This is a genomic window from Massilia phyllosphaerae, assembly GCF_034659755.1.
Lineage (GTDB): Bacteria > Pseudomonadota > Gammaproteobacteria > Burkholderiales > Burkholderiaceae_D > Telluria > Telluria phyllosphaerae.
Genome location: NZ_JAXSQX010000003.1, coordinates 686,424 through 712,774, shown reverse-complemented (window position 1 = coordinate 712,774; position 26,351 = coordinate 686,424). Strand labels below are relative to the sequence as shown.

General features: G+C 65.2%; 26 protein-coding genes and 1 rRNA gene. 15 read left to right on the top strand and 12 right to left on the bottom strand.

All coding sequences use genetic code 11. The annotated features are described in order from the left end of the window. Nucleotides 1-13: 13 nt before the first annotated feature. Nucleotides 14-1,542: ribosomal RNA gene (locus U1H99_RS15795) — 16S ribosomal RNA — on the bottom strand. A gap of 467 nt (nucleotides 1,543-2,009) precedes the next feature. Here U1H99_RS15795 and U1H99_RS15790 point away from each other — a divergent pair. The 11 genes from U1H99_RS15790 to U1H99_RS15740 all read left to right on the top strand — a co-directional run bounded on the left by U1H99_RS15790 (nucleotide 2,010) and on the right by U1H99_RS15740 (nucleotide 12,006). Beyond that, complete coding sequence (locus U1H99_RS15790; RefSeq protein ID WP_323142663.1) at nucleotides 2,010-3,512, top strand: B12-binding domain-containing radical SAM protein; 1,503 nt, start codon at nucleotides 2,010-2,012, stop codon at nucleotides 3,510-3,512. 55 nt (nucleotides 3,513-3,567) lie between these two features. Next, nucleotides 3,568-4,704: an MlaE family ABC transporter permease gene (locus U1H99_RS15785; protein WP_323142662.1), complete on the top strand. Its 1,137-nt coding sequence runs from the start codon at nucleotides 3,568-3,570 to the stop codon at nucleotides 4,702-4,704. Beyond that, nucleotides 4,704-5,558 (top strand): ABC transporter ATP-binding protein, encoded by an 855-nt coding sequence (locus U1H99_RS15780; RefSeq protein ID WP_323142661.1) that lies wholly within the window; start codon nucleotides 4,704-4,706, stop codon nucleotides 5,556-5,558. The genes U1H99_RS15785 and U1H99_RS15780 overlap by 1 nt, the downstream gene beginning before the upstream one ends. Nucleotide 5,559: 1 nt before the next feature. Further along, a complete protein-coding gene (locus U1H99_RS15775; protein ID WP_323142660.1) occupies nucleotides 5,560-6,507 on the top strand; it encodes an MlaD family protein in 948 nt (315 codons plus the stop codon). Between the two features lie 2 nt (nucleotides 6,508-6,509). Next, nucleotides 6,510-7,187 carry an ABC-type transport auxiliary lipoprotein family protein gene (locus tag U1H99_RS15770; protein ID WP_323142659.1) on the top strand — a complete coding sequence of 226 codons (678 nt, stop codon included), beginning with the start codon at nucleotides 6,510-6,512 and terminating at the stop codon, nucleotides 7,185-7,187. Continuing rightward, on the top strand, nucleotides 7,184-8,311 hold the full coding sequence (locus U1H99_RS15765) for a VanZ family protein (RefSeq protein WP_323142658.1): 1,128 nt from the start codon (nucleotides 7,184-7,186) through the stop codon (nucleotides 8,309-8,311). Before U1H99_RS15770 ends, U1H99_RS15765 begins: the two co-directional genes overlap by 4 nt. A gap of 47 nt (nucleotides 8,312-8,358) precedes the next feature. Continuing rightward, nucleotides 8,359-8,688, top strand: coding sequence for a (2Fe-2S) ferredoxin domain-containing protein (locus tag U1H99_RS15760; RefSeq protein ID WP_141837017.1), 330 nt, complete (start codon nucleotides 8,359-8,361; stop codon nucleotides 8,686-8,688). Between the two features lie 16 nt (nucleotides 8,689-8,704). Continuing rightward, the gene (locus U1H99_RS15755) at nucleotides 8,705-9,334 is read left to right on the top strand and encodes an alpha/beta hydrolase (RefSeq protein WP_323142657.1); all 630 of its coding nucleotides are present in this window, start codon (nucleotides 8,705-8,707) and stop codon (nucleotides 9,332-9,334) included. Nucleotides 9,335-9,443: 109 nt separating this feature from the next. Next, nucleotides 9,444-10,592 (top strand): D-alanyl-D-alanine carboxypeptidase family protein, encoded by a 1,149-nt coding sequence (locus tag U1H99_RS15750; protein ID WP_323142656.1) that lies wholly within the window; start codon nucleotides 9,444-9,446, stop codon nucleotides 10,590-10,592. A 168-nt stretch (nucleotides 10,593-10,760) separates the two neighbouring features. Next, a complete protein-coding gene (locus tag U1H99_RS15745; RefSeq protein ID WP_323142655.1) occupies nucleotides 10,761-11,687 on the top strand; it encodes an aldo/keto reductase in 927 nt (308 codons plus the stop codon). A gap of 10 nt (nucleotides 11,688-11,697) precedes the next feature. Next, a complete protein-coding gene (locus U1H99_RS15740) occupies nucleotides 11,698-12,006 on the top strand; it encodes a metal-sensitive transcriptional regulator (RefSeq protein WP_323142654.1) in 309 nt (102 codons plus the stop codon). A 20-nt stretch (nucleotides 12,007-12,026) separates the two neighbouring features. Here the strand turns inward: U1H99_RS15740 and pssA are convergent, their stop codons facing one another. After that, nucleotides 12,027-12,818 (bottom strand): CDP-diacylglycerol--serine O-phosphatidyltransferase, encoded by a 792-nt coding sequence (gene pssA / locus U1H99_RS15735; RefSeq protein ID WP_323142653.1) that lies wholly within the window; start codon nucleotides 12,816-12,818, stop codon nucleotides 12,027-12,029. A 154-nt stretch (nucleotides 12,819-12,972) separates the two neighbouring features. On the opposite strand from pssA, the gene U1H99_RS15730 reads away from it, so the two are divergent. Both U1H99_RS15730 and U1H99_RS15725 read left to right on the top strand, forming a co-directional pair. Continuing rightward, a complete protein-coding gene (locus U1H99_RS15730) occupies nucleotides 12,973-13,935 on the top strand; it encodes a CAP domain-containing protein (protein ID WP_323142652.1) in 963 nt (320 codons plus the stop codon). Nucleotide 13,936: 1 nt separating this feature from the next. After that, nucleotides 13,937-14,569: an Hpt domain-containing protein gene (locus U1H99_RS15725; protein ID WP_323142651.1), complete on the top strand. Its 633-nt coding sequence runs from the start codon at nucleotides 13,937-13,939 to the stop codon at nucleotides 14,567-14,569. Nucleotides 14,570-14,572: 3 nt separating this feature from the next. On the opposite strand, the gene U1H99_RS15720 is transcribed toward U1H99_RS15725, so the two are convergent. From U1H99_RS15720 to U1H99_RS15710, 3 genes are all read right to left on the bottom strand, one after another. Beyond that, nucleotides 14,573-14,797: a hypothetical protein gene (locus U1H99_RS15720; protein WP_323142650.1), complete on the bottom strand. Its 225-nt coding sequence runs from the start codon at nucleotides 14,795-14,797 to the stop codon at nucleotides 14,573-14,575. A 332-nt stretch (nucleotides 14,798-15,129) separates the two neighbouring features. Further along, complete coding sequence (locus tag U1H99_RS15715; RefSeq protein ID WP_323142649.1) at nucleotides 15,130-15,720, bottom strand: DUF1439 domain-containing protein; 591 nt, start codon at nucleotides 15,718-15,720, stop codon at nucleotides 15,130-15,132. A gap of 55 nt (nucleotides 15,721-15,775) precedes the next feature. Further along, nucleotides 15,776-16,531: an SDR family NAD(P)-dependent oxidoreductase gene (locus tag U1H99_RS15710; RefSeq protein ID WP_323142648.1), complete on the bottom strand. Its 756-nt coding sequence runs from the start codon at nucleotides 16,529-16,531 to the stop codon at nucleotides 15,776-15,778. 106 nt (nucleotides 16,532-16,637) lie between these two features. On the opposite strand from U1H99_RS15710, the gene U1H99_RS15705 reads away from it, so the two are divergent. Beyond that, complete coding sequence (locus tag U1H99_RS15705; protein ID WP_323142647.1) at nucleotides 16,638-17,543, top strand: LysR family transcriptional regulator; 906 nt, start codon at nucleotides 16,638-16,640, stop codon at nucleotides 17,541-17,543. Here U1H99_RS15705 and U1H99_RS15700 read toward each other — a convergent pair. The 7 genes from U1H99_RS15700 to rpmH all read right to left on the bottom strand — a co-directional run bounded on the left by U1H99_RS15700 (nucleotide 17,540) and on the right by rpmH (nucleotide 24,522). Next, the gene (locus tag U1H99_RS15700; protein ID WP_323142646.1) at nucleotides 17,540-19,753 is read right to left on the bottom strand and encodes a hypothetical protein; all 2,214 of its coding nucleotides are present in this window, start codon (nucleotides 19,751-19,753) and stop codon (nucleotides 17,540-17,542) included. The genes U1H99_RS15705 and U1H99_RS15700 overlap by 4 nt on opposite strands. Beyond that, nucleotides 19,750-20,406 carry a hypothetical protein gene (locus U1H99_RS15695; RefSeq protein ID WP_323142645.1) on the bottom strand — a complete coding sequence of 219 codons (657 nt, stop codon included), beginning with the start codon at nucleotides 20,404-20,406 and terminating at the stop codon, nucleotides 19,750-19,752. Before U1H99_RS15695 ends, U1H99_RS15700 begins: the two co-directional genes overlap by 4 nt. A 15-nt stretch (nucleotides 20,407-20,421) precedes the next feature. After that, nucleotides 20,422-21,801, bottom strand: coding sequence for a tRNA uridine-5-carboxymethylaminomethyl(34) synthesis GTPase MnmE (gene mnmE, locus U1H99_RS15690; RefSeq protein WP_323142644.1), 1,380 nt, complete (start codon nucleotides 21,799-21,801; stop codon nucleotides 20,422-20,424). A 158-nt stretch (nucleotides 21,802-21,959) separates the two neighbouring features. Then, a complete protein-coding gene (gene yidC, locus U1H99_RS15685; protein ID WP_141836994.1) occupies nucleotides 21,960-23,603 on the bottom strand; it encodes a membrane protein insertase YidC in 1,644 nt (547 codons plus the stop codon). Nucleotides 23,604-23,614: 11 nt separating this feature from the next. Further along, entirely contained in the window at nucleotides 23,615-23,884 is a 270-nt protein-coding gene (gene yidD, locus U1H99_RS15680) for a membrane protein insertion efficiency factor YidD (protein ID WP_323142643.1), read from the bottom strand. Continuing rightward, a complete protein-coding gene (gene rnpA / locus U1H99_RS15675; RefSeq protein ID WP_323142642.1) occupies nucleotides 23,881-24,351 on the bottom strand; it encodes a ribonuclease P protein component in 471 nt (156 codons plus the stop codon). The genes yidD and rnpA overlap by 4 nt, the downstream gene beginning before the upstream one ends. A gap of 36 nt (nucleotides 24,352-24,387) precedes the next feature. Next, on the bottom strand, nucleotides 24,388-24,522 hold the full coding sequence (gene rpmH, locus U1H99_RS15670; RefSeq protein ID WP_040378179.1) for a 50S ribosomal protein L34: 135 nt from the start codon (nucleotides 24,520-24,522) through the stop codon (nucleotides 24,388-24,390). Nucleotides 24,523-24,888: 366 nt separating this feature from the next. Here rpmH and dnaA point away from each other — a divergent pair, with 366 nt between their 5' ends. Next, a complete protein-coding gene (gene dnaA, locus U1H99_RS15665) occupies nucleotides 24,889-26,307 on the top strand; it encodes a chromosomal replication initiator protein DnaA (protein WP_323142641.1) in 1,419 nt (472 codons plus the stop codon). The last annotated feature ends 44 nt before the right edge of the window (nucleotides 26,308-26,351 follow it).

Below are 26,351 nucleotides of genomic sequence, written 5' to 3'. Positions count from 1 at the left end.
GGTGCTACTCTAGAAAGGAGGTGATCCAGCCGCACCTTCCGATACGGCTACCTTGTTACGACTTCACCCCAGTCACGAATCCTACCGTGGTAAGCGCCCTCCTTGCGGTTAAGCTACCTACTTCTGGTAAAACCCGCTCCCATGGTGTGACGGGCGGTGTGTACAAGACCCGGGAACGTATTCACCGCGGCATGCTGATCCGCGATTACTAGCGATTCCAACTTCACGCAGTCGAGTTGCAGACTGCGATCCGGACTACGATACACTTTCTGGGATTAGCTCCCCCTCGCGGGTTGGCGGCCCTCTGTATGTACCATTGTATGACGTGTGAAGCCCTACCCATAAGGGCCATGAGGACTTGACGTCATCCCCACCTTCCTCCGGTTTGTCACCGGCAGTCTCATTAGAGTGCCCTTTCGTAGCAACTAATGACAAGGGTTGCGCTCGTTGCGGGACTTAACCCAACATCTCACGACACGAGCTGACGACAGCCATGCAGCACCTGTGTTCAGGTTCTCTTTCGAGCACTCCTCAATCTCTCGAGGATTCCTGACATGTCAAGGGTAGGTAAGGTTTTTCGCGTTGCATCGAATTAATCCACATCATCCACCGCTTGTGCGGGTCCCCGTCAATTCCTTTGAGTTTTAATCTTGCGACCGTACTCCCCAGGCGGTCTACTTCACGCGTTAGCTGCGTTACCAAGTCAATTAAGACCCGACAACTAGTAGACATCGTTTAGGGCGTGGACTACCAGGGTATCTAATCCTGTTTGCTCCCCACGCTTTCGTGCATGAGCGTCAATCTTGACCCAGGGGGCTGCCTTCGCCATCGGTGTTCCTCCACATCTCTACGCATTTCACTGCTACACGTGGAATTCTACCCCCCTCTGCCAGATTCAAGCCTTGCAGTCTCCATCGCAATTCCCAGGTTGAGCCCGGGGCTTTCACGACAGACTTACAAAACCGCCTGCGCACGCTTTACGCCCAGTAATTCCGATTAACGCTTGCACCCTACGTATTACCGCGGCTGCTGGCACGTAGTTAGCCGGTGCTTATTCTTCAGGTACCGTCATTAGCCGAGGATATTAGCCTCAACCGTTTCTTCCCTGACAAAAGAGCTTTACAACCCGAAGGCCTTCTTCACTCACGCGGCATTGCTGGATCAGGCTTGCGCCCATTGTCCAAAATTCCCCACTGCTGCCTCCCGTAGGAGTCTGGACCGTGTCTCAGTTCCAGTGTGGCTGGTCGTCCTCTCAGACCAGCTACTGATCGTCGCCTTGGTGAGCCTTTACCTCACCAACTAGCTAATCAGATATCGGCCGCTCCAGGAGCATGAGGTCTTGCGATCCCCCACTTTCATCCATAGATCGTATGCGGTATTAGCGTAACTTTCGCTACGTTATCCCCCACTCTTGGGTACGTTCCGATATATTACTCACCCGTTCGCCACTCGCCGCCAGGTTGCCCCGCGCTGCCGTTCGACTTGCATGTGTAAAGCATGCCGCCAGCGTTCAATCTGAGCCAGGATCAAACTCTTCAGTTTAATCTCTGTTTGTTGGCATTGCTGCCATCGGTATTGCTACCGAGTCGCTCACTCAAGATACTGACCGTCATCCCATTGCCGGGACAACGCTTAATACTTTTGTGAACATTTGATAATTTAAGTAATCAACAGCGCTTACGCGACTGTTGGCACCTTCATCAAACGCCCACACTTATCGACTGTTAATTTTTAAAGAACTTATTCGGTACTGCCTTGCTACTAGCGACAAATCGTTTTGTTTGTCAGCAGCAGAGAAGCGAGATTATGCAGTGCTCAGCTTAATTCGTCAACTTCTTTTTTGCTTCGTATCTTTTAAACACGATCCTCGTTACAAGCAGCTTCGATGACTCTGGAAGCCGTCGTTTGCGACAAGGGAAAACATGATAGCAAAGCCGGGAGAACGCTGCAAGAGCCCTGCCCACGCGTACAATGCCCGATTTGCTTTTGCCGACGCCCCCAAGCCCGCCATGACCATCCTGCTCTCCACCCTCAATGCACGCTATGCCCACGCTTCGCTCGGCCTGCGTTACCTGCTGGCCAATATGGGTGCGCTACAGGAACAGACGGCGCTGATGGAATTCGTCATCGGTGCGAAGACCACCGAAGTGGTGGAACGCCTTCTCAACAAAAAGCCGCGCATCGTCGGTTTCGGTGTCTATATATGGAATGTCGAGGAGACCGCCAGGGTAGTCGCCATGCTCAAGCGTGTGGCACCCGAGGTGACGGTGGTCCTGGGCGGCCCCGAGGTCTCGTACGAGACCGGCGAACAGGAGATCGTGCGCCTGGCCGACTACGTCGTCACCGGCTGGGGCGACATCACCTTCCCCAAGCTGTGCGGCGAGATCATCAACGGTCCAAAACCGCTGATGAAAGTCCACGCCGGCGTCCAGCCGCCGATGGCCGACATCGCCCTGCCCTACTCTCTATATAGTAAGGAAGACATTGCCCACCGCACGATCTACGTGGAAGCCTCGCGCGGCTGCCCGTTCAAGTGCGAGTTCTGCCTGTCTTCGCTGGACAAGACGGCCTGGCCCTTTGGCCTGGAGAACTTCCTGGCCGAGATGGAAAGCCTCTACCAGCGCGGCGCACGCCTGTTCAAGTTCGTCGACCGCACCTTCAACCTGAACGTCAAGACCAGCCTGAAGATCATGCAGTTCTTCCTCGACAAGCTGGCGGCCCACCCGGACGATCCGGTCTATGCCCACTTCGAGCTGGTCCCCGACCACCTGCCGGATGCGCTGAAGAGCACCATCGCCCAGTTCCCGCCGGGCGCCCTGCAGTTCGAGATCGGCATCCAGAGCTTCAATCCGGAGGTGCAGGCCCTGGTGAGCCGGCGCCAGGACAATGCCAAGGCGGCCGACAACATCCGCTGGCTGACCGAGCACTCGCACGCCCACCTGCACGTCGACCTGATCGCCGGCCTGCCGGGTGAAGACGTCGACAGCTTTGCCGCCGGCTTCGACAAGCTGGTCGCGCTGAATCCGCACGAAATCCAGTTCGGCATTCTCAAGCGCCTGCGCGGCACGCCGATCATCCGCCATACCGTGCCTTACAAGATGGTGTTCGATCCTTACCCGCCCTATACGGTGCTGGCGACCGACCGCATCGACTTCGGCACCATGCAGCGCCTGGTGCGCTTTGCCCGCTACTGGGACCTGGTGGCGAACTCGGGCCGCTTCGCGCACACGGTCAAGGCCATGCTCGGTGACGCTCCCTTCGCCAACTTCATGGCCTTTGCGGACTGGATCTACACCCGCACGGATGCCACCCACCGCATCGCCCTCGAGCGCCTGGCGAAGCTGGTACAGGAATGGCTGCAGCTGCAAGGCATGACCCAGCTGGACGCGGCCGCCCTGCTGGCCAGCGACTATGCCGGCAAAGTCGACAAGGCTGCCGACAAAGCTGACAACAAGGACAAGCAAAAGCCGGCCGCGGCACCCGAGCGCCAGGTCCGCCACCTCGCGGCCTGAGCACGCTAGCACCACCCCGGTGGCAGTCATCCCGAATCTCTTTTACACTGCCGCAATGCGGATTGAAAATGCGCCAACATTAACCATCGAACATCCAGAGTCCACCAAGGAGCAATCCGTGGTGGCGCGCGGCGTATGGCAGGTGCACGCGCTGAGCGATCGCGGCGCCCTCAAGGGCATCAACAAGATGCTCGGCGCACTCAAGGACCAGCCGCAGCTGGTGTGGGACCTCTCTGAAATCAACAGCCTGGACCACATCGGCGCCCAGATGTTCTGGACCGCCTGGGGCAAGCGCCGGCCCAACCGCCTGACCCTCGATCCGCGCCAGGAAGAAATTTTCGCCCGCCTCGAGGACGCCAGCCACCTCGCCTACCCGCGCACCCGCTCCAGTCCCCTGGGGTGGATCATCGCCCTGGGCGCCAGCGTGCTGTCGCTGTTCGAACACCTGAAAAGCGTGATCCTGCTGATCGGCCAGGTGGTGCAGGACCTGTTCCGCTTCATCCGCCATCCGGTCACCGGCCCCTGGCGCGAGATCTCGGCCAACATCTACCATTCCGGCTTCCAGGCGCTCGGCATCACCGCGCTGGTCGGCTTCCTGATCGGGATCGTGCTCTCCTACCTGTCGGCGCAGCAGCTGCGCATGTTCGGCGGCGACATCTTCCTGGTTAATATCCTCGGCATGGCCGTCATCCGCGAACTCGGCCCGCTGCTGGCCGCGATCCTGGTGGCGGGCCGCTCCGGCTCCTCGATCACCGCCCAGCTGGGCGTGATGCGGGTGACCGAGGAACTCGATGCGATGCTGGTGATGGGCATCTCGCACGGCTACCGCCTGATCATGCCGAAGATCCTGGCCCTCGCCGTGGCAATGCCGCTGCTGGTGGTCTGGACCGATGCCATGGCCCTGCTGGGCGGCATGCTGGCGGCCAAGTTCGAGCTGGGCCTGTCGCTGCGCTACTTCGTGCAGAAGCTGCCTTCCGCCGTGCCGATCGTGAATTACGGGATCGGTCTCGGCAAGGGGGTGGTATTCGGCACCCTGATCGCGCTGGTGTCCTGCCACTTCGGCCTGCGCATCAAGCCGAATACCGAAAGCCTGGGACGCGGCACCACCACCGCGGTCGTCACCGCGATCACCGTCGTCATCATGGCCAACGCCGTGTTCGCGATCGTCTTCTCCAGCGTGGGGTTCGGCTGATGGACAAAGTCAAGCAACGCCCGCCGCAACGATTGAACGCCCGGCCCGACGAAGACGTCGGCCCGCCGGTGGTCGAGATCCGCAACCTGTGGACGCGCTTCGGCCGCACCGTGGTGCACCAAGACCTGAACCTGGATATTTACGCGGGCGAGATCCTGTCCATCGTCGGCGGCTCCGGCACCGGCAAGACCGTCCTGCTGCGCCAGATGCTGGGCCTGGAACGTCCCAGCAGCGGCACCGTCAAGGTGTTCGGCGAGGACGTCAGCAGCGCCAGCCCGGCGCAGCTGCAGCGCATGCGCAACCACTGGGGCATGCTGTTCCAGCAGGGTGCGCTGTATTCGGCGCTGACGGTGTTCGACAACATCGCCCTGCCGCTGCGCGAACTGAAATCGCTGCCCGAAGCCGTGATCCGCGATGCGGTCCTGCTCAAGATGGACATGGTGGGGCTCGGCGCGGGCGACATCAACAAGATGCCGGCCGACCTGTCCGGCGGCATGATCAAGCGTGCGGCCCTGGCACGCGCGCTGGCGCTCGAGCCGCAGCTGCTGTTCCTCGATGAGCCCACGGCCGGCCTCGACCCCGACCTGTCCGACACCTTCGTCGAACTGATCCAGACCCTGCACAGCGAGCTGAAACTGACCGTGGTGATGGTGACCCACGACCTCGACAGCCTGTTCGCACTGTCGTCGCGCATCGCGGTGCTGGCCGAGAAGCACGTGCTCGCGGTCGGCCCGGCCTGCGACGTGCTGCGGGTCCAGCATCCCTTCATCAAACAATTTTTCCTCGGCCCCCGCGGCCAGCGGGCGCTGGAAGTGCTCGAAGAACGCTATGCGCGAAAGGATACGGAAGACTGACATGGAAAACAGATCGTACGCCCTGATGACCGGCTTCTTCACGGTGGCCCTGCTGGTGGCCGCCATCCTGGTCGGCCTGTGGCTGAACCGCGACCGCACCGAAGTCCATCCCTACGAGATCGTCACCACCCAGACCATCCCCGGCCTGAACCCGCAGGCGACGGTGCGCTACCGCGGCCTCGAGATCGGGCGTGTCGACGACATCATCTTCGACCCGCGCGTGACCGGCCAGATCCTGATCAAGCTGTCGATCGAGGAAGGCGCGCCGGTCACCACCACCACCTTCGCCTCGCTCGGCTACCAGGGCGTCACCGGCATCGCCTTCATCCAGCTCGACGACGACCGCACCGGCTCGCCGTTATTGGCCAGCGACCCGCAGCACGTGCAGCGCATCCCGCTGCGCGCCGGCCTGCTCGACCAGCTGGAAAAGCGCGGCCTGGCGATCCTGGAAAAGACCGAACGCATCACCGATGGCCTGAACAACATCCTCAGCACCGAGAACCAGGACAAGCTGACCGGCGCCATCGACCACATCAGCAAGGCGGCCGAAGCCTACGGCGACATTCCGAAGCAGCTGCAGCCAGCCCTGGCGCGCCTGCCCGCCATCACCAACAAGCTCGACCAGACCATGGGTTCGGTGAACGACCTGGCCGCCAGCGCCAACCGCACCGTGCAGAACTACGACCGCCTGGCCACCGGCCTGCAGGCGCCGGGCGGCCCGGTGGAACGCGCCAGCGCCGCCATCGAGTCGCTCGGCGGCGTGACGGCCGATCTCGAGCTGCACACGCTGCCGCACGTGGTCGAGATGACCGACGAAGCCAAGACCTCGCTGCGCGCCGTGCGCCGCACCGTGACCAACCTCGGCGACCGCCCGCAGAGCATCCTGTTCGGCGCCCCGACCGCGACACCCGGCCCCGGCGAACCCGGCTTCGTGCCCCCGACCAAATGAAGATGAGGCAACCAGTGACCCTGCATCCGACCGAACACAAAACGCATAACCTGGCCGCCTGCGCCGCCGTCCTCGTCTTCGTGCTGTCCCTGTCCGGCTGCGCCTCGAACAAGGGCCAGCCGACCACCCAGTTCGACTTCGGCCCGGCACTGGCTCCGGCCGCGCAAGCGGCGGGAGCCAGCGCCGGAGGCATCAACTCCTTCGTCAACTTCGGGGCACTGGTGGTGACCGACGTCACCGGCTCCAGCGCGCTGGACAGCGAGCGCATGTTCTACCGCCTGAGCTACGCCGATGCGCTGCAGGCCCGTACCTACGCCAACAGCCGCTGGACCGCGAATCCGCTGCAGATGATGACCCAGCGCCTGAAAACCCGCATGGGCCAGGCCGGCGCCAAGGTGCTGTCCGAGTCCGACGCGTCGCTGGGCGTGCCGATCCTGCGCGTCGACGTCGACGACTTCGTGCACGACTTTTCGAGCGCCACCCAGAGCCAGGGCGTGGTGGCGGTGCGCGCATCGCTGTTCCAGGGCCACACCCTGGTCGACCAGAAGCATTTCGTCCGCACCACCCCGGCCGCGACGCCTGACGCCGCCGGCGGCGCCCGCGCGCTGGCCGCCAGCACCGACGCCATCGCAGCCGACATCACCGGCTGGCTCGGCACGCTGAACCTGCAACGCCGATGACCGCGACGGAAGACGACGCCGGGCCGCGCGCCTCGCCGGTGGCACGCGCGGCCCTGCTGGCCTACCTGCTGTTGATCGTGTACGCCAGCTGGTTCCCGTTCTCGGGATGGCGCAGCAGCGGGCTGTCGCCGTTCACCTTCCTGAACCTGCAGCCGCAGCGCTACTGGACCGGCTTCGACGTCATGGTCAACATCGTCGGCTACATGCCGCTCGGCGTGCTGTTCGTGCTGTCCATGTACCCGGCGGTGCGTGGCATCTGGGCGGTGCTGCTGACCGCCGTCGCCGGCCTGCTGGTATCGGGCACCATGGAAACCGTGCAGAACTACCTGCCCAGCCGCGTGCCCTCGAACCTCGACCTGCTGACCAATGCCGGCGGCTGCCTGGCGGGCGCCTTCGTCGGCGCCTATTTCGCCAGGATGCTGCTCGACGAGAGCCGCCTGTACCGCCTGCGGCGGCGCTGGTTCTCGCCCTATGCCAGCCAGGGCCTGGTGCTGGTGGCGCTGTGGCCGCTGGCCCAGGTCTACCCGCAGGGTTATTTGTTCGGCAACGGCCAGGTGCTGCCGCTGCTGTCGGAATGGCTGTCCGACTGGCTCGACACCGACATCGACCTGGTGACCCTGCTGCGCGGCGACTCCATCATGTCGGTCGAACAGTACTGGCTGTCCGAGACCATCATCACCGCCTGCGGCATGACCGGCGCCGCACTGACCCTGATGTGCCTGACCCGGCGCGGCGCCCCGCGCATGCTGCTGATCCTGGCGCTGCTGGCGGCCGGCGTGGTCGTCAAGACGCTGGCCAGCTCGCTGTTCTTCGCGCCCGACAATGCCTTCCTGTGGCTCACCCCGGGCGCCGAGGGCGGCTTCCTGATCGGCCTGATCATGCTGGCCGGCCTCGCCTTTGCGCCGCAGGTGGCGCAGCGCCGCCTGGCGGTGGTGACGCTGGTGCTGTCGCTGATCGTGGTGAACACGATCCCGGCCAACCCGTATTTCGTCTCCACGATCCAGGCCTGGCAGCAGGGTAAATTCCTGAATTTCAACGGCGCGGCCCAGTTCCTGGGCATGGCGTGGCCGATTTTTGCGCTCTGGTTCCTGCTGCTGCCCTCGCATCGCCTGAACCGTCAGTGAGTTGCGCGTATCATATGATCGATACCAGCAATCGAATGGATACTCCCATGGACACCAACGACAAACCTTTCTACGAACACCACGTGTTCTTCTGCATGAATGAACGCGAAGGCAAGGATTGCCGCGACAGCTGCGGCAAGCACGGCGCCCTGGAAGCGCAGAAGCACGCCAAGTCGCGCATCAAGGCACTTGGCCTGAGCGCCCCCGGCAAGGTGCGCATCAACAAAGGCGGCTGCATGGACCGCTGCGAGGAAGGCCCGGTCATCGTGGTCTACCCGCAGGGCACCTGGTACACCTACGTCGACAATTCGGATATCGACGAGATCATCGACCGCCACATCGTCAAGGGCGAGGTCGTCGAGCGCCTCAAGATCTGACGCGAGCCGGCAGACCATGAACAAGAATTCGCACAAGTTTTACCTGACCGGCCACGCCGGCAAGATGGAATGCCTGCTGGACGAGCCGGAAGGGCAGCCGCGCGGCATCGCCCTGGTGGCGCACCCGCACCCGCTGTACGGCGGCACCATGGACAACAAGGTGGCGCAGACGCTGGCACGCACCTTCGTCGGCCTCGGCTACGCGACGGCGCGCTTCAATTTCCGCAGCGTCGGCGAGTCCGAGGGCACGTATGACGACGGCCGCGGCGAGGTCGACGACATGGAAGTCATGCTCGAGCACATGCTGAAGGAATACCCGGGCCTGCCGTTCACCTTGAGCGGCTTCTCGTTCGGCACCTTCGTCCAGGCCCAGCTGCAGCAGCGGCTGGAAGCCCAGGGCCGCCCGGCCGAGCGCCTGGTGCTGGTCGGGACCGCCGCCGGCAAGTGGCCGATGCCGCCGGTGCCGCCGGATACCATCCTGATCCACGGTGAGCTTGACGATACGATCACGCTCACCCAGGTATTCGACTGGGCACGCCCGCTCGACATCCCCGTCACCGTGATCCCGGGCGCCGACCACTTCTTCCATCGCAAGCTGGTCCACATTAAAAATCTTGTCGCACAACTGTGGCGCCGTGACATTTGAGCCGATCACTGGCCTATAATAAGCCGGTCTTATTTTCAGGCAATGTCTTTCGGAAACTTCCGGTAAAGACATTGCCCGCTTCCCCGACTGATCTTCTCGTTTGCTCCCCATGAAAAAGTTAATCGCGGCCCTCGCCGCCAGCGTCCTCCTGATGTCCGCCGCCCACGCACAGCAAGTGCCGGCCCCGCAAATCGCCGCCCGCTCGTGGACGCTGCTGGACGCCACCAGCGGCCAGATCATCGCGTCGCAGGATGCGGACATGCGCATTGAACCGGCCTCGCTGACCAAGGTCATGACCGCCTACGTCGTGTTCGGCGCGATCCGCGACAAGAAGATCACGCTGGACCAGATGGTCAACGTCTCGGTGCGCGCCTGGAAAGTCGATGGCAGCAGCTCGAAGATGTTCATCGACCCGGCCACCCCGGTCAAGATCAACGACCTGCTGTACGGCCTGATGGTCCAGTCGGGCAACGACGCGGCGGTGGCGCTGGCCGAGGCGGTCGCCGGCGACGAAGCCACCTTCGTGCACCTGATGAACGAGCAGGCGCAGCGCATGGGCATGAAGAACACCCGCTTCGCCAACCCGCACGGCCTGCCCAGCCCGGACAACTTCTCGACCGCGCGCGACCTGTCGATCCTGGCCTCGCACGTGATCAAGGACTTCCCCGAGTTCTACAAGATCGACTCGGTCAAGGAATTCACCTATAACAAGATCAAGCAGCAGAACCGCAACCGCCTGCTGTGGATCGACCCGACCGTGGACGGCATGAAGACCGGCCACACCGAAGCCTCGGGCTTCTCGATGATCGCCTCTGCCCACCGCCCGAACGGTACCTCCGGCGAGCGCCGCCTGATCTCGGTGCTGTCCGGCGCCACCTCGGACGGGCTGCGCACCGCCGAAAGCCAGAAGCTGCTGAACTGGGGCTTCCAGAACTTCGACACCGTCAAGCTGTACTCGAAGGGCCAGGCCATCCAGACGCCGGAAATCTGGAAGGGATCGCAATCGAAGGTGAAGATCGGCTTCCTCAACGACGTGCTGGTGACCGTGCCGAAGGGCGTGGCGCAGAAGATGAAGCCTGTGCTGGAGCGCAAGGACCCGCTGGTCGCGCCGCTGGCACGCAACAGCCGCGTCGGCACGCTGAAGATGGTGGTCGACGGCAAGCCGCTGCTGGCGCTGCCGGTGGTGTCGCTGGAAGAGGTGCCGGAAGCGAGCATCTTTGGCAAGACCTGGGATTCGATGCGGCTCTGGATGAAGTAATTCGGGCGTAGCACGGATTACGTAGGGTGGGCACCTCGTGCCCACGCGGAAGCTGGCGTTATGCAAGCGTACGCGTGGGCTCGGAGAGCCCACCCTACTTTTTTATCGAGCGGGACTTTGTTGGTGTTGCTCCAGCTATAATTTACTCAACTAACTAAAGGAAGCCCGATGACCCACGCCCTCCCCCGCGACCTGTCCTGCCCGCGCATCGCCACCCGTCCGGGCGGCCTCGAACTGTCCCGCGTCGTCGCCGGCATGTGGCGCATGGTGGAGTGGAACATGACGGTGGAGCAGCGCATCGCCTTCATCGAGCAGTGCCTGGCGCTGGGCGTGACCTCGTTCGACCATGCCGACATTTACGGCAACTACGGCGTCGAGAGCCTGTTCGGCGAAGCGCTGCGCGCCCAGCCTTCGCTGCGCGCGCGCATGCAGCTGGTCAGCAAATGCGGCATCAAGCTGCTGTCGAATAAGCGTCCTCAACACGGCATCCAGCACTACGACACCACGGCCGCCCACATCATCGCGTCCGCCGAGGAATCGCTGCGCCAGCTGCACACCGACCACCTCGACCTGCTGCTGATCCACCGTCCGGACCCGCTGATGGACTTCGACGAGATCGCCGACGCCTTCACGCGCCTAAAACAGGCCGGCAAGGTGCTGCACTTCGGCGTGTCGAATTTCAGCCGCCACCAGTTCGAGGTGCTGAACCGCCGCATCGAACTGGCCACCAACCAGGTCGAATTCTCGCCGCTGCACGTGGCGCCGATGTTCGACGAGACTTTCGACGGCCTGCAGGACCTCGGCATCGCGCCAATGATCTGGTCGCCGCTGGGCGGCGGCCGCCTGTTCACCGCCAACGACGCCAACGCGGAAAACCTGCGCCTGGTGATCAAGGACATCGCCGACCGCCTGCACCAGCCCTTCGCCAGCGTGGTCTTTGCCTGGATCATGCAGCTGCCGTCGCGGCCGATTCCGCTGACCGGGTCCGGCCGCATCGAGGCGATCAAGGTGGCGGTGGCCGGCGCCGGCTTCCAGCTGGCACGCCAGGACTGGTTCGCAATCCTGCGCGCGGCGCGCGGCCACGAAGTGGCGTGACGGGACCGCTATGGGCGAGCCGCTGAAGATCGTCGAGGGGCGCGCCCTGAGCGCGCAGCAGAAAAAGGATCTGCTCAACCGCCTGGCGCGCGTGGAAGGCCAGCTGCGCGGCATCCAGAAACTGGTCGCGCTGGCCGACGCGCCGTCCGACTGCGACGCCGTGGCCCAGCAGATGGCGGCGGCGCGCAAGGCGCTGGACCGCTCGTTCGTGCAGCTGCTGACGGCCAGTATCGTGACCCACACCGGCAATGCCGCCGACCTCGACGAGGCAAAACAAAGCGCCGCCCATCTGGCGGCGCTGTTCGACAAATTCGCATGACGCGCTACATGCCGTAACGTTCAGGCCGGCTCGTCGTCGTACACGCGCGGCGGCGCGATGCCGGTCCAGCCGCCCTTCCACGCGATGTTCAGCAGCAGCGTCGCGCTGATATAAAACACGAAGAACAGCGCAAAGAAGCGCGTCTGCAACAGCACCAGCAGCAGCACGCACACCCCAAGTGCGATGAACACCGCCTTCGACTTCGGTTGCTTGGAACTCGGGAAGCGCACCGTCGACACCATCAGCGTACCCACCGCCACCATCAGCGCCATCACCATGAAGGCCTGGGCCATCGAGTACGCCGGATCCGGCCAGGCCACCACCACCGCCGCCACGCAGGCGGCGCCGGCCGTGATCGGCATGCCGACGAAGTAGCGCGGATCGGTCTTGCCGACCATGACGTTGAAGCGTGCCAGGCGCAGCGCACCGCAGGCGACGAACACGAAGCAGGCCAGGCCGCCCATGCGCACCAGGGTCGGGTGGGCGGCGCTCATCTGCGCGAAGCCGTAGCAGTACAGCAGCAGCCCGGGGGCGCAGCCGAAATTCATCACGTCGGCGATCGAATCGAGCTGCACGCCGAAGTTGGACTGGGTGTTGGTGGCGCGCGCCACGAAGCCGTCGAGGGCATCGAACACGCCGGCCAGCACCAGCAGGATGGCGGCCAGGCGGTAATCGCCGGGATCGCCGACCGGGGCATTGTCGACGGAGATGACGATGCTGCCGAAGCCGCAGGCGATCGACAGCAGGGTCACGAAACTGGGAAGGGCGAACTTGGCGCGCGCAAGGCGGCGCTGGGAACTTGGTTTCAACATGTGCTCGATAAGGCAGGGCAATGGCCCATTTTACATGGGCTGGCACCACGCCCGCATTTTCGATCCAGCCCTGCGGCTGAGCGTCACCGATCCGCGATTTCGCCTAGAATGATGGCTCTTTCGCCCGCTAGGCCGAACCTGAGGAGTTTACAAGATGAGTACCCTGCATCGTGCAAAAAGCGTCATTGCCACCTGTATCGCCGCCTGGGCGCTGGTGGCATGCGGCTGGCAGGATCCCGTCGCCGACAGCGGCAGCGGTAGTGGCGGCTCCACCGGGTTCTCGGGCCAGGATGGATCGGCGCCGGCGCTCACCAACAATATCGCCGTCGACGGCCGCGCCTGGCTCAACTACCGGCGCAGCCAGATCGGGCTGTCGACGCTGGCACAAGACACCACCGTCGACCGTGTGGCGCAGGGCCACTCCGATTACCAGCGCCTCAACAATACCGTCACGCACGACCAGGTGCGCGGCCAGCCGGGCTTCACGGGGGTGACGCTGGAAGACCGCTTCAAGGCGGCCGGCTACAATTTCGGCACCACCAATGCCATCGGCGAAGTGATTGCGGCCACCTCGAACCAGACCGGCTTTTACATGGCCGAGCAACTGATCACGGCGATCTACCACCGCTTCGTGATCTTCGAACCCGTGTTCCAGCAGGTCGGCACCGGCGCCGCCACCGGTGCCGCCGGCTATGCGTATTTCACCGCCGACTTCGTGACCAACAACGGCTACGGCAGCGGCCTGCCCTCCACCACGCTGGCCAGCTGGCCCTTCGATGGCCAGACCGGCGTACCGATCGACTTCCTCAGCGATTCCGAAGAACCGGATCCGGTCCCCGACGTCAACCAGGTCGGCTACCCGATCAGCGTCCACACCAACCTGACGCGCAAGCTCACGGTGCAGAGCTTCACGGTGCGGCCGCGCAGCGGTGGCGCCAACCTGCAGACCCGCCTGCTGACCAAGGACGTCGACCCGGTCAACACGACCAGCCAGTCGGTGGCCGCGATCATTCCGCTGAGCCCGCTGACCGCGAACACCCGCTACGACGTCACGTTCAGCGGCACGATCGACGACGTCGCGGTCAGCAAGACCTGGTCGTTCACGACGGCGCAATAAGGTGGCGCGCCAGCCTCCTCCCGAAGACGATCCCCATGCCCCGGCGGTGAACCACGCCGGCGGCATCGCGCGCCTGATGGGCGACAACGCGCTGTTCGCGCGCGTGCTGGCGCGTTTCCGCAACGAGTACCGCCAGACTGCGGCCGGCATCCGCGCAGCGCTCGGCAACGGCGACGCCCCGCAGGCGCTGCGCCTGGTCCATACCTTGAAAGGAGCAGCCGGGATGATCGAGGCGGTGCCGCTCAGGCACGCGGCGCAGGCGCTGGAACAGGTGCTGCGGCAGCCGGACGGCAGCGGCGATGCGTGGCAGCGCCTGACGCGGCTGGAACAGGCACTCGATCGTGTGCTGCTGGAACTCGACGCCGCCGCGGCCGTGGCGCCGCCCGCGCAGGAACAGGCACGCACGGCGGTGGCAGCACTGGCAGAGCAAGGACGGGAACGAGCGCACAGCGACACCGTAAGGCGCCTTGCCACGCTGCTCGACGATGGCAACGGCGAAGCCGTCGACCTAGTGCGCGAGGCGGCAGGCACGCTGGCGGCGCAACTCGGGGAACAACGCTACCACCGGCTAGCGGACACGATCGAAGCCTTCGACTTCGACGGCGCGCTGGCAATGCTGGCGGAGTGGACCTGACGGTCAGCGGGTGTATTCCGCTTCCTCGTCGAAGGCATCGGCGCATGGCTTGCCGCAGAAGCGGCGCACGCTGTCGAGCGGTTTTTCGCAATACCAGCACGAGCCTTTCGGCGGCAGGCTTTGCCGGGTCGGCACTGACACCGCCAATTTGCCTGCGTTCAGCGACGCGGCAACGAGCGGCTCGACCGCCATGCTCTTGTCGGGAAAACTGTCTTGTATCGTTTCCAAGATTACCCCCTTACCGGCAACACCTCAGTAACGCTGAGATTACTTCAGTGGAACACCATGTGCATGAGAAAGCGCAAGCGCCGCTTGTGCATTGCGTGCTGCCGGGCCTTCGAGACCTTTTCAGTGTGCGCCGATTACGATAGCTGTGCAACGGCATGTGGGCCGAAGTTTACAGATACAACAGTCGCGCCCCGCTCTCGTAGGGAACCGGCCAGGCGGCACCGGTCCATGCGATTGCGGTAAATAATAGCAGTATTGACAAGGCCCGCGCCGGGCTGTTCAATCGTGCGCGCAGCGTCTCTTATTTGCTACGCCGGCGCCGGAAAAGTGCGCTAGCGGGCGGGTTCGAGGGTCACCACCAGCGCGCCCGGCACCGTCTCGAGGCGGGTCGGCACGAACTGCACGCCGGCATAGCGCAGGTCCTCGGGGTGGAAGGAATACACCGCCATGTCGCGCACCATCTGGTTCAGCAGGAGGTCGGCGGCCTGGCGCAGGTCGCGCGCGCGGCCGGTGTCGATGCCGTCGATGTCGAAGCGGTCGACCCGGACGTCGGTCAGGAAGACGGCCGGGCTGGCTGTGTCATGGGGGGCGTCCAGCACCAGCCGTCCGGACAGGCCGACGCTGCCGCGCCAGGACTGGCGCAGGAAGGGTGGCGCCACTGAGGCGTCGAGCGTGAGGCCGACGCGCTCGCTCTGCGCCAGGATCGCCAGTTGCGGATGGGTGAGCTGCACGTCGAACAGGTCGAGCATGCGGTTGCGCAGCGGGAAGCGGCGTTCCAGCCCGGCCTGCAGGCGCGCCTGGCTCAGCTCGACGCGGCGCGGTCCGACGATGCTTGCGCACGACGCCAGCAGGCCGGTCGCCGCCAGCGCCAGCGCGCCGCCACAGAAACGCCGCCGCGCGATGTGCGGTCCCACCTTGTCCATGCTGCCCTCCCCTGTCTGCTCATGTTCGGCCAGGCAGAGGGTAGCACATCCATTCTCACAGCATCATGCCGCCCGAGGCTTCCACGCGCTGGCCGGTGATCCAGCCGCTGCCCTCCGCCAGCAGGGCCGCCGCCGCGCCGCCGATATCGTCCGGCAGGCCGGCGCGGCCGAGCGCGGTCATGCCGGCCACCATGCGGTTGAGCGCCGGATCGTCGCGCACGCGGCCACCGCTGAAATCGGTCTCGATGGCGCCCGGCGCCAGCACGTTGACGGTGATGCCGCGCTCGGCCAGTTCGCGCGCCTGGTAGCGCGTCAGCACTTCCACCGCGCCCTTGGCGGCGCCGTACACGCCAGATCCCGGCAGGCTGACGCGCGCCAGCCCGCTGGAGATGTTCAGGATGCGGCCGCCTTCGTTCAGCAGCGGCACCAGCGCCTGCGTCAGGAACACCACGGACTTCACGTGGACGGCGATGATGTCGTCGAACTGCTGTTCCGTGACTTCCATCAGCGGCACGTGCAGGCTGGTGCCGGCGTTGTTGACCAGGATATCGAAGCGCTCGCGCCCCCAGCCGGCCAGCAGCGTGCGCACCCCGTCGGCGAAGGCGGCGAAGGCGCGGCTGTCGGCCACGTCGAGCCGCAGTGCGGCGGCGCGGCAGCCGAGCGCCTCGATCTCGGCCACGACTGCGCGCGCGGCTGCCTCGTTGCTTTGCCAGGTGATGAGGATATCGGTGCCGGCGCGCGCCAGGTGCAGCGCGATGTTGCGGCCCAGGCCGCGGCTGCCGCCGGTGATGACTGCGATGCGTTTGTTCATGTCGGGACTCCTTGTGGTGAGGTGTCCAGTATATTTTTCGCGCTTTTGCCAATAAACTGGCTAATCCTGCATAGACCTTACAGAATCCGCGAAGAATCGACGACCGATGAACGAACTCGACACCATCCAGGTCTTCCTGAAAGTCGCGGAGCTCGACAGCTTCAGCGGCGCCGCCCGCCAGCTCGGCTTGCCGAATGCGACCGTTTCCAGCGCCGTGCGCCAGCTCGAGGCCAGCCTGGGCACCCGCCTGCTGCAGCGGACCACGCGCCGCGTACAGCTGACCCAGGAAGGCGCCGCCTTTTATGCGCGCAGCCGCGAACTGGTGGCCGACTTCGACGCCCTGCGCTCGATGTTCCGCGGCGGCGCCGACGTGCTCAGCGGCCGGCTGCGGATCGACATGTCGGTGGCGATGGCGGCGCGCATCGTACTGCCGCACCTCGGCGAATTCATGGCGCGCCATCCGCGGCTATTGATCGACCTCGGCACCGCCGACCGCCGCGTCGACGTGATCCGCGAGGGCTACGATTGCGTGCTGCGCGCCGGCACCCTGCAGGATTCCTCGCTGGTGGCGCGCCCGCTCGGCAGCTACCGCCTGCTCAACTGCGCCAGCCCCGCCTACCTGGACGCATACGGCACGCCGCGCACGCTGGACGACCTCGAGCACCATCGCGTGATCCACTACGACGCGCAGCTGGGCGGCAGTGCGCCGGCCTGGGAATGGTTCGATGAAGCGGCCGGACAGTCGCGCAGCGCGCCGGTCGGCGCCGCCCTGACCGTCAACGGCACGGTGGCCTACGAAGCGGCCTGCCTGGCCGGCCTGGGCCTGGTCCAGGCACCGGAAGCCGGCCTGCGCGAACGCCTGCGCGACGGTTCGCTGGTGGAAGTCATGCCGGATTACCGGCCGGCGCCGATGCCGCTCGCCTTTGTCTATCCGTCGCGACGCCACGTGCCGGCGCGCACGCTGGCGTTCATGGAGTGGGCGCAGGCGCTGCTGGGGCCCTGGCTGGCCTAATAATAATAGGGCGTCCTGGCTGCCCACTCGCTGCCGCCATAGCGCTTGTGCAGGAGCGTGTACGCCTTGCGCGACAAGCTACCGGCATCCGGATCGAGGCAGCCGCCGCGCGTGGACTGCACTACCACGTACAGGAGCCAGGGCAGCTCGGGATCGGCCGGGTGGCGCGCGGCCCAGGCCATGACGTCGTCGCCGAGCGTGCCGGTGGCCGTTTTCATGGACCTCAGCCGCGCCAGCTCCTGCTGCCGCAGCGGGGCGTGGCCGGTGTCCGGCATGGCGGGAAAGCGCCAGCCGAATCCGCGCGCTTCACGCTCGCCCACCGGGACAACCTCGCCGAGCCGGCTGCCCGGCCTGAACGAACACCAGCCCGACGCCGTTGCCTCGCCCGGCGCCACCGGCGCCACCGGCTCGGCAGACATCCCGATTTGCGCTGCCAGGCCGAAGCGCAGTGCCGCGGCCAGCACGATGTGGCGGCGCTCGACGGCGGTGGTGGCGCGGCCATGGCGCGCCACGGCGTCGGCGCTGGACGGCACCAGTTGCGCCAGCAGGGCACCGGCCTGCCGGCCCTGCTCCGGCTTGTCCAGCAGGCTGGCGCGGATCCAGGCGGCGCCGGCGATGCGCGCGCGCAGCGCTTGCGGCAGCGAGGCCAGGCCGGCCAGGTCGATCAGGTCCGTCACCGGCAAGCCGCCGTTCAGCCAGTCCAGGCCATCGTCGTTGATCATGTCCTCGCGCGCCTCCGGCGCCATCCGCGCATGGTCGACATTGGTACGCAGCAGGTACATGCCGGCATCGCGTACCGAGGTGGCGACCGCGAAGCGCTCCTCGCGGAACAGGTTGCGCGTGCCGGGCGAGAGCTTGCGCTGCAGCAGCGCGTCCGCGATGGCGCGGGCCTGGCCGGGCTGGCCGCCCAGCCGCAGCAGCCGCGCCAGGTGATAGCGCACCGTGACGTAGCCGGGATCGCCGGGCTCCAGCGCCAGCCCGGCCTCGAGCAGCGCCGGCGGGGCCGATTCGGCCAGCATCAGCGCCGCCACCAGCCATGGATGCGAGCGCGTCTGCTGCCAGCGCTCTCCGGCGTGCGCGGCCGCCAGCGGACAGGCCATGGCGGCCGTCCTGCCGCGGCAGCCACGCAGGGTTTCGATCCAGTCGATGAAATCGTGCCCGGTCTGCAGGTCCGGCATCTGCGTCCCGGCGCTATCCACCAGGATCGCCCAGTCGCCCAGCCGATCCAGCGCATACGGATCGGCGGCCGGGTTGTCCAGGTAGCGGTTCAGCTCGCGCAAGCGGGTTTCCGGCGTCAATCCGGCACGCATCGCACGCAACAGGGCCCTGGTCGGCTCGTGCATGCTGGCTAGCGACGCGTCGCCCAGGATGGCGCCGCCACGCTGCTCCAGCGCACGCGCCTGCTGCTCGCGCCGCGCCGGGTCGACTTTCCTGATGTCTGCCGCCACCGCATTGCGTACCTCCGAACGCAGTGCCAGGTAGGCGCCCAGTTCGCGCATCGGATGGCCGGGGGTGGCGCCGATGCGCTCGAACAGCACGGTGCTGTCGGCATAGTGCGCCGACTGGAACGCCCAGGCGGCGCGCTGGTAGTCGTTCAGCTGGCGCCAGTAGGCCGGCTCGCCGACGGCAAGCGGCGCCGGTGCGGTCAGTGCCGGCGGCTTGTCGCTCCCGTAGCGATAGCGCCAGTCGTCGGCCGCCTGGCAGGCTTCGCCCACCCTGTACTGGGCCAGCACCCAGGCATCCAGGCGCGCCGGCGTGGCGTCGGCGCGTGCGGACGCGCTGCGGAACACACCCAGCGCATGGTCGGTCGACGCCGGCGCGCAAGCCCCGAGCTTGCGCAGCGCCGGGTCGCCGGGCGGCAGGTGCAGCAGCGTGGCCAGGCGCGCCGCCAGGGCCGGATCGGGTTCCGTGCCGGCGCCCTTCCAGCCGTGGCCGAAGGCGCTACCGTCGGCCCGCGCCAGGCCGCCCGCCAGGCCCGGTGACGACGCCACCCCGCGGCCGAGTGCGATTGCGCGCCAGGCCGTATACAGATAGACGCGCTGCATGCCCGGCTGCGGCACACCGAGTTCGCCCGCCTGGAAACGTTCGAGGGGAATGTCGGGCGCGCTCCAGGCTTTGAACATGGTGTAGTCGGGGCCGTAGCCGCCGCTGGCGCCGGCATCCGCCATCCATGCGAGCGCGGCGGCAAGGGCGAGAAATATGCGTTTCATGGTGGGCCTTTCCATCCTGTTTCATCGAACCAGTAGGTGCGCCGGTAACGCGCCGCGACCTCCGGCGCGAACGGCTCCTGCCGCGAAAAACCGGCACTGCCGCTACGGCACAGCGGGTGCAGCGTCGCCGGCCGCTGCGCCACGATTGCGCGCAGCGGCGCATTGTCGCGTCCCATCCGGAAAAACATCGGCACGACCTCGTCGGCGGGCAGCCCATCCAGCCAGGCTGGCGATCGGCACCACCAGGCCAGTGCCGTCACGCTCAGCTTCACTTGCGGCGGCAGGCTGGCGCGGATGCGCTGCACCAGCGCACGGTAGTCGGCGCGCTGCGACGGCCTCGCCTCCAGGTCGAGCTGGACCCAACCGGAGGTGGTGGCACGTGCCGCCGCCTGCATTGCGTCGAGCACCACGGCCTGCGCCTGCACCAGGCCGGCGGGCGGGCGCAGCGGATCGATCTCGACATGGACTACAGGGATGACGGCGGCGCCTTCGGGCAACCGCCGCGGCCGCGCGCCGGGGCGAACCAGTACCTTGTCGCCGGCCAGCCAGACGTGGCGGTCGACCACGGCCACCCTGCCGCGCGACCAAGCGGGAACGGGCGCCTCCTTCCACAGCCAGGCAATGGCTTCGGGAGGCGGAGCGGCGGGCAGCATGCGCGGGGCGGTGGCTTATTTGCCGATACAGAACCGGCTGAAGATCACCCCCAGCAAGTCGTCCGGCGTGAACTGCCCGGTAATGCTGGACAGCTGGTCCTGCGCCAGCCGCAGCTCTTCCGCGAACAAGTCGAGCGACTGGTCGTCCTGGGCCGCGTGCAGGCCCGCCATCTGCAGGTGCTCGCGCGCCGCCCGCAGCGCGACCAGGTGGCGCTCGCGCGCCAGGTACAGCGATTCTCCGGTCTGCTGCCAGCCGGCGATGCGCAGCAGTTCCGCGCGCAGCAGGTCGATGCCGGTCTTCTCGTGCGCCGACAGGTAGATGTGGGTGGCGTCCAGGCTCTGGTCGCGCGACGGCTGGTGCCCAGAGAGGTCGATCTTGTTCCAGATGCGCACCACGGGCACGTTCGGCGGGAAGGCGGCGACGATCTCCTCGTCGGCCTTGGCCGGGCCATGGTTGGCGTCGAGCAGGTGCAGGATCACGTCGGCCTTGCCGACCTCGCCCCAGGTGCGCTCGATGCCGATGCGCTCGACCACGTCGATGCCCTCGTCGATGGCGCGGATGCCGGCGGTGTCGACGATGTTCAGCGGAATACCCTCGACCTGGATGGTCTCGGTGACCTTATCGCGCGTGGTGCCGGCGATCGGGGTGACGATCGCCACGTCGGCACCGGCCAGCGCGTTCAGCAGCGAGGATTTACCGACGTTCGGCTGGCCGACCAGCACCACGTTCAAGCCTTCGCGCAGCAGCGCGCCCTGGGCGGCCTGGCGGAACACCGCTTCCAGCGACGCGACGATGCCCTTCAGCTGGCCGCGCGCATTCGATTTTTCCAGGAAGTCGATCTCCTCTTCCGGAAAGTCGAGCGTGGCTTCGACCAGCATGCGCAGGTTGATGGTCTGGTCGACCAGCTGGTGCACGACTTTCGAAAAGGCGCCGGACAGCGACTGCGTGGCCGACTTGGCCGCCGCTTCGGTCGAGGCGTCGATCAGGTCGGCCACGGCTTCGGCCTGGGCCAGGTCGAGCTTGTCGTTCAGGAAGGCGCGGCGGGTGAATTCGCCCGGCTCGGCCAGGCGCAGGCCCAGCCCGGCACCGGCTTCCAGCACGCGCGCCAGCAGCATGCGCAGCACCACCGGGCCGCCGTGGCCCTGCAGTTCCAGCACGTCTTCGCCGGTATACGAGTGCGGGCCCTTGAAGTACAGCGCCAGGCCTTCGTCGATATTGGCGCCGGCGGCATCCTTGAACGGCACATAGGTGGCGTGGCGCGGCGCCAGCGTCATGCCGGGGAACAGGACGTCGATCAGCGGCGCCAGCGCCTTGCCGGAGGCGCGCACGACGCCGATGCCGCCGCGGCCGGGGGCGGTGGCGATGGCGGCGATGGGGGAAGTGTCTAGTTTCATTGGGAGGATTGTAAACGTCATTCCCGCGTAGGCGGGAATCCAAGTTCGTGGCAGACCGCAAAACTTGGGCCCCTGCCTTCGCAGGGGCGACGGTCTTACGGCTGACTAAATAAAAAAAAAGCCCGTGCAAGCACGGGCTCTTCATGAAGCGACCGCGATTACTTCGCCGGCGCGTACTTCTTGGTGATCACATACTGCTGCGCCATCGAGATCAGGTTGTTGGCCACCCAGTACAGCACCAGGCCGGCCGGGAAGAACAGGAAGATCACGGAGAAGGCGATCGGCATGAACATCATCATCTTGGCCTGCATCGGATCGGCCGGCTGCGGGTTCAGCTTCTGGGTCACGAACATCGAGATCGCGTACAGGATCGGCAGGATGAACAGCGGATCCTTCATGGTCAGGTCAGGGACCCAGCCCCACGAGGCGCCGCGCATCTCGACCGCGGCCTGCAGCACCCAGTACAGCGCCAGGAACACCGGCATCTGTACCAGGATCGGCAGGCAGCCGCCCAGCGGGTTGATCTTCTCGGACTTGTACAGCTCCATCGTGGCCTGCTGCATCTTGACCGGATCGTCCTTGAAGCGCTCGCGGATCGCCTGCATCTTCGGGGTCACCGTCTTCATCTTGGCCATGCTGCGGTAGCCGGCCGCCGACAGCGGGAAGAACAGCAGCTTGATCAGGATGGTGAAGGCGATGATGGTCCAGCCCCAGTTGCCGATCATCGAGTGCAGCCAGTTCATGGTGGCGAAGATCGGCTTGGCGATGATCGCGGCCCAGGCGTAGTCGCGCACCAGGTCCAGGCCCGGGGTCACGGCTTCCAGCAGCTTCTCTTCTTGCGGACCCGAGTACAGGCGGCTCTCGTTCGACACGGTCTGGCCCGGCTGCAGGGTGCCCAGCGGCAGGTTGGTGCGGATCGCGAACAGGTTGTTGCCCAGGCTCTTGGTCTCGATGTCGCGCTGCAGCTTCTCCGGCGGCACGAAGGCCGAGACGAAGAAGTGCTGCGAGATCGCGATCCAGCCGTCGGTGGCGGTCTTCGAATGCTCGGCGCTGCCCTTGGCGATCTTGTCGAAGGTCAGCTTCTGGTACTTGTCCTGCGAGGTGTACAGGGTCGGGCCGGTGTAGCTGCTGTTGAAGAAGGTGTCGCCTTCCGGCTTGCTGCCGTCATGCATCAGCTGCAGGTAGAGCACCGGGTTCACGGCGGCGGCACCGACGTTGGCCACGTCGTGGCGCACGCCGATCACGTAGTCGCCGCGCTTGAAGGTGAAGGTCTTGGTCAGGCGCACGCCGCCCTGCTCCGCTTCCAGCACCAGTTGCACCTGGCCGTTGGCGTCGACGGTCGGACCCGAACGCACGGTGAACGGGGTGCTGTGGCTCGGCATCGGGCCGGCCGGGCTGTTGCCGGTCAGGCCGGTCTGGCCGAGGTAGGTGCGGCCGTTGGCGCTGTCGACGTGGAACAGCAGCTGGTTCTTGGACTGATCGACCTTGTCGCGGTACTTCAGCAGCTCCAGGCGCTGGATCACGCCGCCGGCGGTGTTGATGTCGACCTTGAACAGGTCGGTCGTGACGGTGACGATGCGGGTGGCGATCGGTGCCGCAGCCGGGGCGCCCGGGACGGCCGCCGTGGTGGCGGTGTTCGGCTGGACGCTGTTGCCCTGGGCGGCCGGTGCGGTCGCGACCTTGGCCGGCGGCGCGTTCGACAGCAGCGACTGCTTGCCGTTGGCGACCATCCAATCGTTCCACAGGACGAACAACGAGACCGCGAACACGATCCACAAAATGGTACGTTTATTGAATTCCATTGAGGTCTTAGTCAGGAGTGCTTGCAGCCGCAAGCGGTTGGTGATGAAGGCGCTTGTTTACCAGTACCGGCGGGCGGCACCGGGTCGACGCCGCCGTCGTTCCACGGATGGCAGCGGCCCAGCCGGCGCACGGCCAGCCAGCTGCCGCGGACGGTACCGTGGACTTGCAGCGCTTCGACTGCGTAATGGGAACAGCTCGGATAGAAACGGCAGTTCTGTCCGAGCATCGGAGACACCAGTAACTGGTAACCGCGCAACAGCCAGACGAGCAGCCGGTTCATGATGGCCTCGGCCCCGACCCCGGGGGCGTGGCAGCCGCCGGCGCCGGATCGGCAGCATTAGCAGCATTGTTCGACAACGGCGCCGGCTTGCGCGTGCGCGGCGCCTGCGACGCGAATAGCTTCGCCAGCTCGGCGTGCAGCAGCGTCTTGAGGGCCGTGTTCGTGGCCGGACCGGCCTTGGTATTCACCGGGCGCGCCAGGCGCACGATGCAATCGATGCCGGGCAGCGGCGTGGTACGGAACAGTTCGCGCGTGACGCGCTTGATCGTGTTGCGCGTGACCGCGCGCGGGGCGAAACGTTTGGCCGCGACGACGCCCAGCCGCGCATGAGGCAGGGCATTCGGTCGGGTGTAGAGCACGAAATGCGCGGTTTTTTGTGCCGGGCGCAAACGAAAAACGGATGAAAACTCATCCGTTTTTACGATACGCCGAACGCGCGCGAAGTCGTGCGAACCTTCGCCTGTCATGGCTGACCGCAGCGCGATTCGAAAGGCAGGCTTGGCTTAGACAGCCAGGCGCTTGCGGCCCTTGGCGCGGCGCGCGTTCAGGACTTGACGGCCACCACGGGTAGCCATGCGTGCGCGGAAGCCGTGCGTGCGCTTGCGACGAACGACGGAAGGTTGGTAAGTACGTTTCATGGTGGTCTCGCTTAAAGCAAATTAAAATGCAAAATCGGGCTGAGCCCTCATAGGTCAGCATTGCGCCAATGACATTTCGCAGTTGTTAAGCCAGCGTCACGCCACAGCAAAGCTAGTTCGCCTGTGTGCCGAGTGTCAGGTTGACAATGCGTACGGGCGGGGAACCCTGAATTAGACAGCATTTGCCTGTCCACTGTCAAGGCAACTGTTGCGTTGCAACGGCGGCAACCCGATCTGCTTACCTTACGCAAACGGTTGCTTTTACGTCCAGGCCTGTTGAGATTCAGTGGAAAAATCCTGGATCGCCTGTGGATAACTTCCGAGAAGACAGGTAAAATAGAGTGTTACGCTTACTTTAGTCGATGTATGGAAAACTTTTGGCAGACCTGTTCCTCGCAGCTGGAACTCGAGCTGACACCGCAGCAATACACCGCGTGGATCAAACCGCTCGTCGCCCTCGATTACGAGGATGGCAAGCTGCGTGTCGCCGCACCCAACCGTTTCAAGCTCGACTGGGTCAAGACACAGTTTGCAAACCGCATCACGGAACTGGCTTCCCAATACTGGGAACGGCCGGTCGACGTGCTGTTCGTGCTCGATCCGAAGAACAGCGCGCCCAAGAAGGTGACCACGTCCGCCCCTGCTGCGCCGTCCAGCAACGGCAACGGCGGCGCCCTCGGCGTGAATGCCGCGGCCGACCGCACCGTGCCGGAAATGCCGGTGATCACGCCGGACAACGTCATCGCCAACAATCCGCGCCGCGAGCAGAGCCGCGTCAATCCGGACCTGACGTTCGAGAACTTCGTGACCGGTAAGGCGAACCAGCTGGCGCGCGCCGCCGCGATCCAGGTCGCCAACAACCCGGGCATCTCGTACAACCCGCTGTTCTTCTATGGCGGTGTCGGCCTCGGTAAGACCCACCTGATCCATGCGATCGGCAACCAGGTGATGGCCGACCAGCCGGGCGCGCGCATCCGCTACATCCACGCCGAACAGTACGTGCGCGACGTGGTGACCGCTTACCAGCGCAAGGGTTTCGACGATTTCAAGCATTACTACCACTCGCTGGACATGCTTCTCATCGACGATATCCAGTTCTTCGGCGGCAAAAGCCGCACGCAGGAAGAATTCTTCTATGCGTTCGAAGCGCTGATCGCGGCCAAGAAGCAGATCATCATCACCTCGGATACCTACCCGAAAGAGATCACCGGCATGGACGACCGCCTGATCTCGCGCTTCGACTCCGGCCTGACGGTCGCGATCGAGCCGCCGGAACTCGAAATGCGGGTGGCGATCCTGATGAAGAAGGCGGAATCCGAGGGCGTGGTCCTGAACGACGACGTCGCCTTCTTCGTGGCGAAACACCTGCGCTCGAACGTGCGCGAGCTGGAAGGCGCGCTGCGCAAGATCCTGGCTTACTCGCGCTTCCACGGCAAGGACATCACCATCGATGTGGTGAAGGAAGCCCTGAAGGATTTGCTGTCGGTGCAGAACCGCCAGATTTCCGTGGAAAACATCCAGAAAACGGTGGCCGACTTCTTCAATATCAAGGTGGCGGACATGTACTCGAAGCGCCGTCCGGCCAACATCGCCCGTCCGCGCCAGATCGCGATGTACCTGGCGAAGGAGCTGACGCAGAAGAGTCTGCCGGAAATCGGCGAACTGTTCGGCGGCCGCGACCACACCACCGTGCTGCACGCGGTGCGCAAGATCTCGCAGGACCGCCAGAAGAACGCCGAATGCAACCACGAATTGCACGTGCTGGAACAGACGCTGAAAGGCTGATAAAACCCTACCAAGTATAGGGTTCTGAAAGAGGGATTTTTCCC

What these genes read in the sequence shown, in the direction of transcription:
- yidC (WP_141836994.1), bottom strand. Translation starts at nt 23,603, where the DNA reads ATGGAATTCAATAAACGTACCATTTTGTGGATCGTGTTCGCGGTCTCG.
- mnmE (WP_323142644.1), bottom strand. Translation starts at nt 21,801, where the DNA reads ATGAAACTAGACACTTCCCCCATCGCCGCCATCGCCACCGCCCCCGGC.
- U1H99_RS15695 (WP_323142645.1), bottom strand. Translation starts at nt 20,406, where the DNA reads ATGCTGCCCGCCGCTCCGCCTCCCGAAGCCATTGCCTGGCTGTGGAAG.
- rnpA (WP_323142642.1), bottom strand. Translation starts at nt 24,351, where the DNA reads ATGACAGGCGAAGGTTCGCACGACTTCGCGCGCGTTCGGCGTATCGTA.
- dnaA (WP_323142641.1), top strand. Translation starts at nt 24,889, where the DNA reads ATGGAAAACTTTTGGCAGACCTGTTCCTCGCAGCTGGAACTCGAGCTG.
- U1H99_RS15785 (WP_323142662.1), top strand. Translation starts at nt 3,568, where the DNA reads ATGCGGATTGAAAATGCGCCAACATTAACCATCGAACATCCAGAGTCC.
- U1H99_RS15715 (WP_323142649.1), bottom strand. Translation starts at nt 15,720, where the DNA reads ATGGACAAGGTGGGACCGCACATCGCGCGGCGGCGTTTCTGTGGCGGC.
- U1H99_RS15755 (WP_323142657.1), top strand. Translation starts at nt 8,705, where the DNA reads ATGAACAAGAATTCGCACAAGTTTTACCTGACCGGCCACGCCGGCAAG.
- U1H99_RS15700 (WP_323142646.1), bottom strand. Translation starts at nt 19,753, where the DNA reads ATGAAACGCATATTTCTCGCCCTTGCCGCCGCGCTCGCATGGATGGCG.
- U1H99_RS15710 (WP_323142648.1), bottom strand. Translation starts at nt 16,531, where the DNA reads ATGAACAAACGCATCGCAGTCATCACCGGCGGCAGCCGCGGCCTGGGC.
- pssA (WP_323142653.1), bottom strand. Translation starts at nt 12,818, where the DNA reads ATGTTGAAACCAAGTTCCCAGCGCCGCCTTGCGCGCGCCAAGTTCGCC.
- U1H99_RS15745 (WP_323142655.1), top strand. Translation starts at nt 10,761, where the DNA reads ATGACCCACGCCCTCCCCCGCGACCTGTCCTGCCCGCGCATCGCCACC.
- yidD (WP_323142643.1), bottom strand. Translation starts at nt 23,884, where the DNA reads ATGAACCGGCTGCTCGTCTGGCTGTTGCGCGGTTACCAGTTACTGGTG.
- U1H99_RS15705 (WP_323142647.1), top strand. Translation starts at nt 16,638, where the DNA reads ATGAACGAACTCGACACCATCCAGGTCTTCCTGAAAGTCGCGGAGCTC.
- rpmH (WP_040378179.1), bottom strand. Translation starts at nt 24,522, where the DNA reads ATGAAACGTACTTACCAACCTTCCGTCGTTCGTCGCAAGCGCACGCAC.
- U1H99_RS15790 (WP_323142663.1), top strand. Translation starts at nt 2,010, where the DNA reads ATGACCATCCTGCTCTCCACCCTCAATGCACGCTATGCCCACGCTTCG.
- U1H99_RS15780 (WP_323142661.1), top strand. Translation starts at nt 4,704, where the DNA reads ATGGACAAAGTCAAGCAACGCCCGCCGCAACGATTGAACGCCCGGCCC.
- U1H99_RS15775 (WP_323142660.1), top strand. Translation starts at nt 5,560, where the DNA reads ATGGAAAACAGATCGTACGCCCTGATGACCGGCTTCTTCACGGTGGCC.
- U1H99_RS15730 (WP_323142652.1), top strand. Translation starts at nt 12,973, where the DNA reads ATGAGTACCCTGCATCGTGCAAAAAGCGTCATTGCCACCTGTATCGCC.
- U1H99_RS15740 (WP_323142654.1), top strand. Translation starts at nt 11,698, where the DNA reads ATGGGCGAGCCGCTGAAGATCGTCGAGGGGCGCGCCCTGAGCGCGCAG.
- U1H99_RS15770 (WP_323142659.1), top strand. Translation starts at nt 6,510, where the DNA reads ATGAGGCAACCAGTGACCCTGCATCCGACCGAACACAAAACGCATAAC.
- U1H99_RS15765 (WP_323142658.1), top strand. Translation starts at nt 7,184, where the DNA reads ATGACCGCGACGGAAGACGACGCCGGGCCGCGCGCCTCGCCGGTGGCA.
- U1H99_RS15760 (WP_141837017.1), top strand. Translation starts at nt 8,359, where the DNA reads ATGGACACCAACGACAAACCTTTCTACGAACACCACGTGTTCTTCTGC.
- U1H99_RS15750 (WP_323142656.1), top strand. Translation starts at nt 9,444, where the DNA reads ATGAAAAAGTTAATCGCGGCCCTCGCCGCCAGCGTCCTCCTGATGTCC.